This is a genomic window from Candidatus Jordarchaeum sp. (genome assembly GCF_052745115.1).
This window is the reverse complement of the sequence record NZ_JBRAKS010000264.1, coordinates 1-5,459: the sequence shown is the minus strand read 5'-3', so window position 1 is coordinate 5,459 and position 5,459 is coordinate 1. Positions and strand designations below refer to the sequence as shown.

Annotated in this window: 4 protein-coding genes; all 4 read left to right on the top strand. The window is 37.2% G+C overall.

The annotated features are described in order from the left end of the window. The first annotated feature begins 131 nt into the window (after window positions 1-131). The 4 genes from ACUVXA_RS15535 to ACUVXA_RS15520 all read left to right on the top strand — a co-directional run bounded on the left by ACUVXA_RS15535 (window position 132) and on the right by ACUVXA_RS15520 (window position 5,142). Window positions 132-1,241, top strand: a complete 1,110-nt coding sequence (locus ACUVXA_RS15535; protein WP_445872195.1) for a (Fe-S)-binding protein — start codon at window positions 132-134, stop codon at window positions 1,239-1,241. A 655-nt stretch (window positions 1,242-1,896) separates the two neighbouring features. After that, window positions 1,897-2,676, top strand: a complete 780-nt coding sequence (gene mutM / locus ACUVXA_RS15530; protein ID WP_445872194.1) for a DNA-formamidopyrimidine glycosylase — start codon at window positions 1,897-1,899, stop codon at window positions 2,674-2,676. Between the two features lie 36 nt (window positions 2,677-2,712). After that, window positions 2,713-4,428, top strand: a complete 1,716-nt coding sequence (gene polX, locus ACUVXA_RS15525; protein ID WP_445872193.1) for a DNA polymerase/3'-5' exonuclease PolX — start codon at window positions 2,713-2,715, stop codon at window positions 4,426-4,428. Between the two features lie 447 nt (window positions 4,429-4,875). Next, complete coding sequence (locus ACUVXA_RS15520; RefSeq protein ID WP_445872192.1) at window positions 4,876-5,142, top strand: ferritin-like domain-containing protein; 267 nt, start codon at window positions 4,876-4,878, stop codon at window positions 5,140-5,142. The last annotated feature ends 317 nt before the right edge of the window (window positions 5,143-5,459 follow it).

Sequence of the window (5,459 nt, the reverse complement as noted above, 5' to 3'; positions counted from 1 at the left end):
TTCTCTCCACTATAAGGGTATCCCTACCCCCAAAAACTCATTTTCAAATACTGGGGTTTATCATAAATCTTAAATTCAGAAAAATCCCCTTAACTATGGAAAGTCGGGTATAAAATTTGGAGACGGGAATAATGGCAACAGAGAAATACGCGGATGAAATAAGATTCTGTGCTTCATGTGCTAAAATGTGCCGCCACGTTTGTACCTCAGGCACAATCACCAAGTCCGAATCCGCAACCCCTTACGGAAGATGCTTACTTGCTTATTATATTGAGAACGGAGTGCTTGAACCTAGCGAAGAGATACTGGATATCATGTATCAGTGCAGTACTTGCGGTTTATGCCAGGCCAATTGTCTTTTAGATTATGATATTCCTAAGGTGGTTGAAACTTTGAGGGCGAATCTGGTTGAGAAGGGGCTGGTGAACGAGGATGCAGCTAGGCTTGCTGAGAATGCTGAGAAAGAGCATAATCCTTATGGTGAGCCTCACTCGGAGCGCTTCTCTAAGTTGAAAGCCGCGAAAGAGACAAATCCCGAAGTGATATACTTCGTGGGCTGCACCAGTGCTTACCGCAATCCTGAGATTGCTGAGGCGGTTTTAAATATTCTAGACAGGGCTAATATTAATTACACGATTTTGGATGATGAGTGGTGTTGTGGGTCGCCAATTCTTAGAACTGGTTATCGAAAGCAGGCTAGGGAGTTAATGAAGCACAATCAGGAAATGATTAACGGTATGAATGCTAAAATTGTTGTTACGCCCTGTGCTGGTTGTTATAAGACTCTGAAGCAGGATTACCCGGAGCAGGGATTTCCCCTAAAAGCCGAAGTGTTACACGCATCAGAATTTATTCAGAGACTAATAGACAAGAAGAAAATCAAACTCGATAAAAAGATTAAAAAAATTGTAACCTATCATGACCCTTGCCACCTGGGAAGACACTCCGAAATTTATGACGCTCCCCGAAAACTCTTGGAACAGATTCCCGGAGTAGAACTAGTGGAAATGGAGTTCAATAGGGAGAATGCACATTGCTGCGGAAGTGGTGGTGGAATGGAGGCTACCTACCCTGAAATAGCGGAGCAAGCGGGAAGAAGAAGGGTGGAAGAAGCTAAAGAAACTGGGGCCAAAATTATAGTAACGTGTTGTCCTTTCTGTAAAAAGCAATTATTAAAAGTTTCTGACAATGAAATAGAAGTCTACGACATCGCGGAGTTATTATCTCAAGGCCTAGAGTAGCAAAAAATCACTATACGCAAAGAGTTCGGTTTTTCTGCCTTTTTTACCATGACAATCTTTTTATGATAAAATAAGCAATAGTAAAGGAAAAACAGGAGCTTAAAAGATGCCAAGAAGAAGAAAAGGTCTAAGCACACTTGAATTACTTCTAATAATCTGCCTGATAGTGGTAGTACTTATCGTGTTATTAGTAATTCTCCTTTAAACACTGAGAGTTGGAACCTTCTATTTCTGGGCGTACCCACCAAACCTTAATTAGTCATTTTAAAATTCTTTTTATTTTTCTACATATACAGATGATATGAATTAACTACTAATGATCAGGCCAAAAATGTATATCAGTTGCGTTTTTATTTCACCAATGCAAGATTTTTGTTAAGTTGTCTGCGAGACATTTCTGGTTTAAATTAAAAAGGGTTAAAATTGAAATACTCCAAAGGAGAGCTTGTCAGAAATGGGAAGAGTGTTGGAGCCGGTGCTAATATAACTGCAATTGCTAAAACAATAGTTACAGGGCTATAGTTACAGAAAATAAAAAAATTTTAAATGGATTGAAGAAATTACCAGTTTGAAAGTGGGGATGTACTAGTCATACTAACCGGGGATCAGATCATTTAAATTCCTTTTGATTTACAAATTTGGAGATGGTGTTTAGTTGCCTGAACTACCCGAGGTTGAAGCATTCAAGCCTTATATTGAGCAGTGTCTTCTCCAAGAGATTAAGGAGCTAGATATTCGTGACAAGAGATTTTTTGTAACATCCATTAAGGATTTTAGAAAAAAGTTGATAGGTAACCTTTTTGAATTCGTAGACCGGAGGGGTAAATTTCTCATTGTGAATTTGCGACTTTATTCACTAAAACTAGTTTTTCATTTTGGTATGACTGGTGATTTAAGTTACAATAAAACTGGAACACCGGAAGAAAAGCATGTCCGTGTGGTGTTTCATTTTCTTAATGGTTACGAGTTGAGGGTGATTGATCAAAGAAGGTTTGGAAAGCTTTACTTAGTAGAGACTATAGATCAGGTTAAGACCATTAGAAACATGGGTCCAGAGCCTTTGGAAATAGGTGAAAAAGATTTCTTAGAAATTTGTAATAAGCATCCGAGAAGGTCGGTTAAGAGCTTTCTTATGGATCAAAGTATAATTGCCGGTCTAGGAAATATGTACTCTGATGAGACACTCTTTCAGGCAGGTGTAAGACCTGACAAAAAAATGATGGATTTAACCGAAGCGGAAAAGACAAGAATATTCAAGAGAATGAGAGAGATTTTAGAAAAAATGATTAGAACCGATGCGGATTTTAGCGGGTTTAAAGACTTTCTGTTACTTTATCGGAGAAAGGGTGCTAACTGTCCAAGATGCGGGGGAGAGGTAGAAAATCTTAAAATGAGTAATAGAACCTCGTATTATTGTCCGAAGTGTCAGAGCTGATTCAGAACCATTTTGTAGAACTATTTTAAGGAGCGGTTGAGTCTGAAGAATTTTGAGATTGCAAGGATTCTAGAGAACATGGCTTTTTATTTGGAAATGTTTGATGAGATTAAGTTTAAGATTAGAGCCTTCCAGAATGCGGCTAAGATTATAGAGTCCCTGCCGGAGGATGTGGCAGACATTTACCGGAGAAAGGAAATACGCACTATTACTGGAATTGGCCCAGCAATAGCGGAGATTATCGGGGAACTCGTTGAAACCGGCACCGCAAAAGTTTACGAGGAGTTCAAAGAGAAATATCCTGTCAACATAGAGGAGTTGTCAGCGGTCGAGGGGTTGGGGTCGAAGAGGGTTAAGCTTCTCTATGATAAGCTGAAGATTAAAAATTTAGAGGAACTGGAAAAGGCAGCCAAAGAGCACAGAATAAGAAGAATCAAAACCCTTGGAATAAAAACGGAAAAAAATTTGCTTAAAGGAGTGGAGTTCGCAAAAAAGAGTAAAGAAAGATTACCTCTAGTATATGCGGATCAGATTGCTAAGGATTTAGTAAATAAATTGGGTTCTCTCAGTTTTGTGGAACGAATTACTGTTGCGGGGTCTTACCGGAGAAAAAAGGAAACGGTGGGAGACTTGGATATGCTGGTGGTATCTAAAAAACCTGAAGGTGTTATGGACTATTTTACCAGTTTAGAGAATGTGGGGGTGGTGTTGGGTAAAGGTCCTACTAAGTCTTCTGTTCTGTTAAAAGACGGTTTACAGGTTGATGTTCGGGTTTTCGACGAGGAAATCTATGGTTCGGCTCTGCTCTACTTCACCGGGTCAAAGGAGCACAACGTTAAGCTCAGAATAGTGGCAATAGAAAAAGGTCTTAAACTCAGCGAGTACGGAGTTTTTCGAGATGATACCCGATTAGCTGGGAGAACCGAGGAAGAATCTTATAAGGCACTGGGTTTGAGCTATATCGAGCCCGAGCTTAGGGAAGATTTGGGTGAAGTCGAAGCTGCCAAGAATAACAGTTTACCCCAGCTAGTTCAACTCTCCGATATTAAGGGAGATTTTCATGTTCACAGTAACTACAGTGATGGAATGGACTCTATCTCGGATTTAGCTAAAGCAGCTCAGGAAAGAAACTACGAGTATATCTGCATTTCTGACCACGTGGGTTCATTAAAAATTGCTGGAGCCCTGAATGAGGAACAACTAATGAAACAGATGCAGGAAATAGATCAGCTCAATAACAGTTTGAATAATTTCAGAATTCTAAAGTCAGCAGAAGTCAACATCAATGCGGAGGGAGAGCTGGATCTAAGCAAAGATCTCCTTAAAAAATTAGATGTGGTTCTTGGTGCACTGCATTCTGGATTCAAGGCGAGCAAAGAGGTTATCACTAGGAGGGTGGTTAAGACTATGGAAAGCGGTTTAATGCACATCTTTGTTCATCCCACTGGCAGGATCATAAATAGAAGAACTCCTTATGACATAGATTTGGTTCAAATATTAGAAAAAGCAAAGGAATCCGGAACAATTTTGGAGATAAATGCATTCCCAGAAAGGCTCGATCTTAGGGATATCCAAATCAAATCCGCAGTGGATAAAGGAGTTAATCTTGCCATAGGAACAGATTCTCATAATAAGAATCAATTGAGTTATATGGAGTATGGTGTATACCAGGCTAGGAGAGGATGGTGTACTAAAAAAAATCTGATTAACACATTAAGCATCAGAGAACTTGAGAAACTTTTTGATATCTAAAAAAAGGGCGGTTAAATATTGAACGAAAAATTAGTTATTAGAAAACTGATCATATGTGAAAAATTTTGAGATGATCTTGTATAATTATAATAGACCTTAGGTGTAATTATTTTTCATTCAGAAATGGTGTGAAAAATTTTAAAATCCTTCAGAAATACTACCGAAAAACGCAAAAACTGTGATAAAAGACGCCTGAAAACTGAAAAAAATTCCGGAAGTATCAATTACGCCTAAGGTCTAATATAAATTTTAGAGTGTATATCGAAATAAAGTTTTCAAAAAATTTTTTATAAATTTTTTTCTTAAAACCTAAAGTTAATGAATTTTTTATAATTGAATTGCGAAAATTTTTTTAATCGAAGAACTTATAATTATGAACAAAAAACAACATATATCACAAGGTAAATTTTTTTTAAATAAAAATTCTAAAAGATTGGGGTGAGAGTTGTGTCAAAACCGAAAGCAAAAACTAAATCAAAGGCAAAGGCAGCTGACCCGCTTGCTAATGCTTTAGAATGGGAAAAGAAAACTGTCACAGCTTATTCTAAAATGGAAGCCGATGCAACAAAGAAGAATGACAGAACACTAATGAAACTATTTGGTGATCTCAGGAAAGATGCTGAGAAGCACATCAAAAAAATCCAGAGCACTATGGAGAAAGTGAAAAGAGAACAAGAGAAGCTAAAGGCTTTAAAAGCTGCTAAAAAGAAGTAACTTTAATCGCATCAGCTAAAATTCATTTGATGTGATTATTTTTTTCCACCCTTCTTTTTTTAATACGTCTCTCATGAAAAATAAATTAATAAAATTAATCTCTTCCTCAGGACTTTTTATTTGTAATCTGTATTCGAATTATTTTCAAAAAATTAAGAAGAACTAGGAATCATCTACAATACTTATAGTATTGGATTTTGTTAGACCGACCATCAAAATAGTTATTATCCGATAGATTTAATAAAAATAAAATATATAATTACTGAAATATTTATACACATTAGGGGTGAGAGTTATGTCAAGTAAAAAATCGGACC

Bases quoted from the DNA above. Each gene is read 5' to 3' on its own strand.
- ACUVXA_RS15535 (WP_445872195.1), top strand. From the start codon at position 132: ATGGCAACAGAGAAATACGCGGATGAAATAAGATTCTGTGCTTCATGT.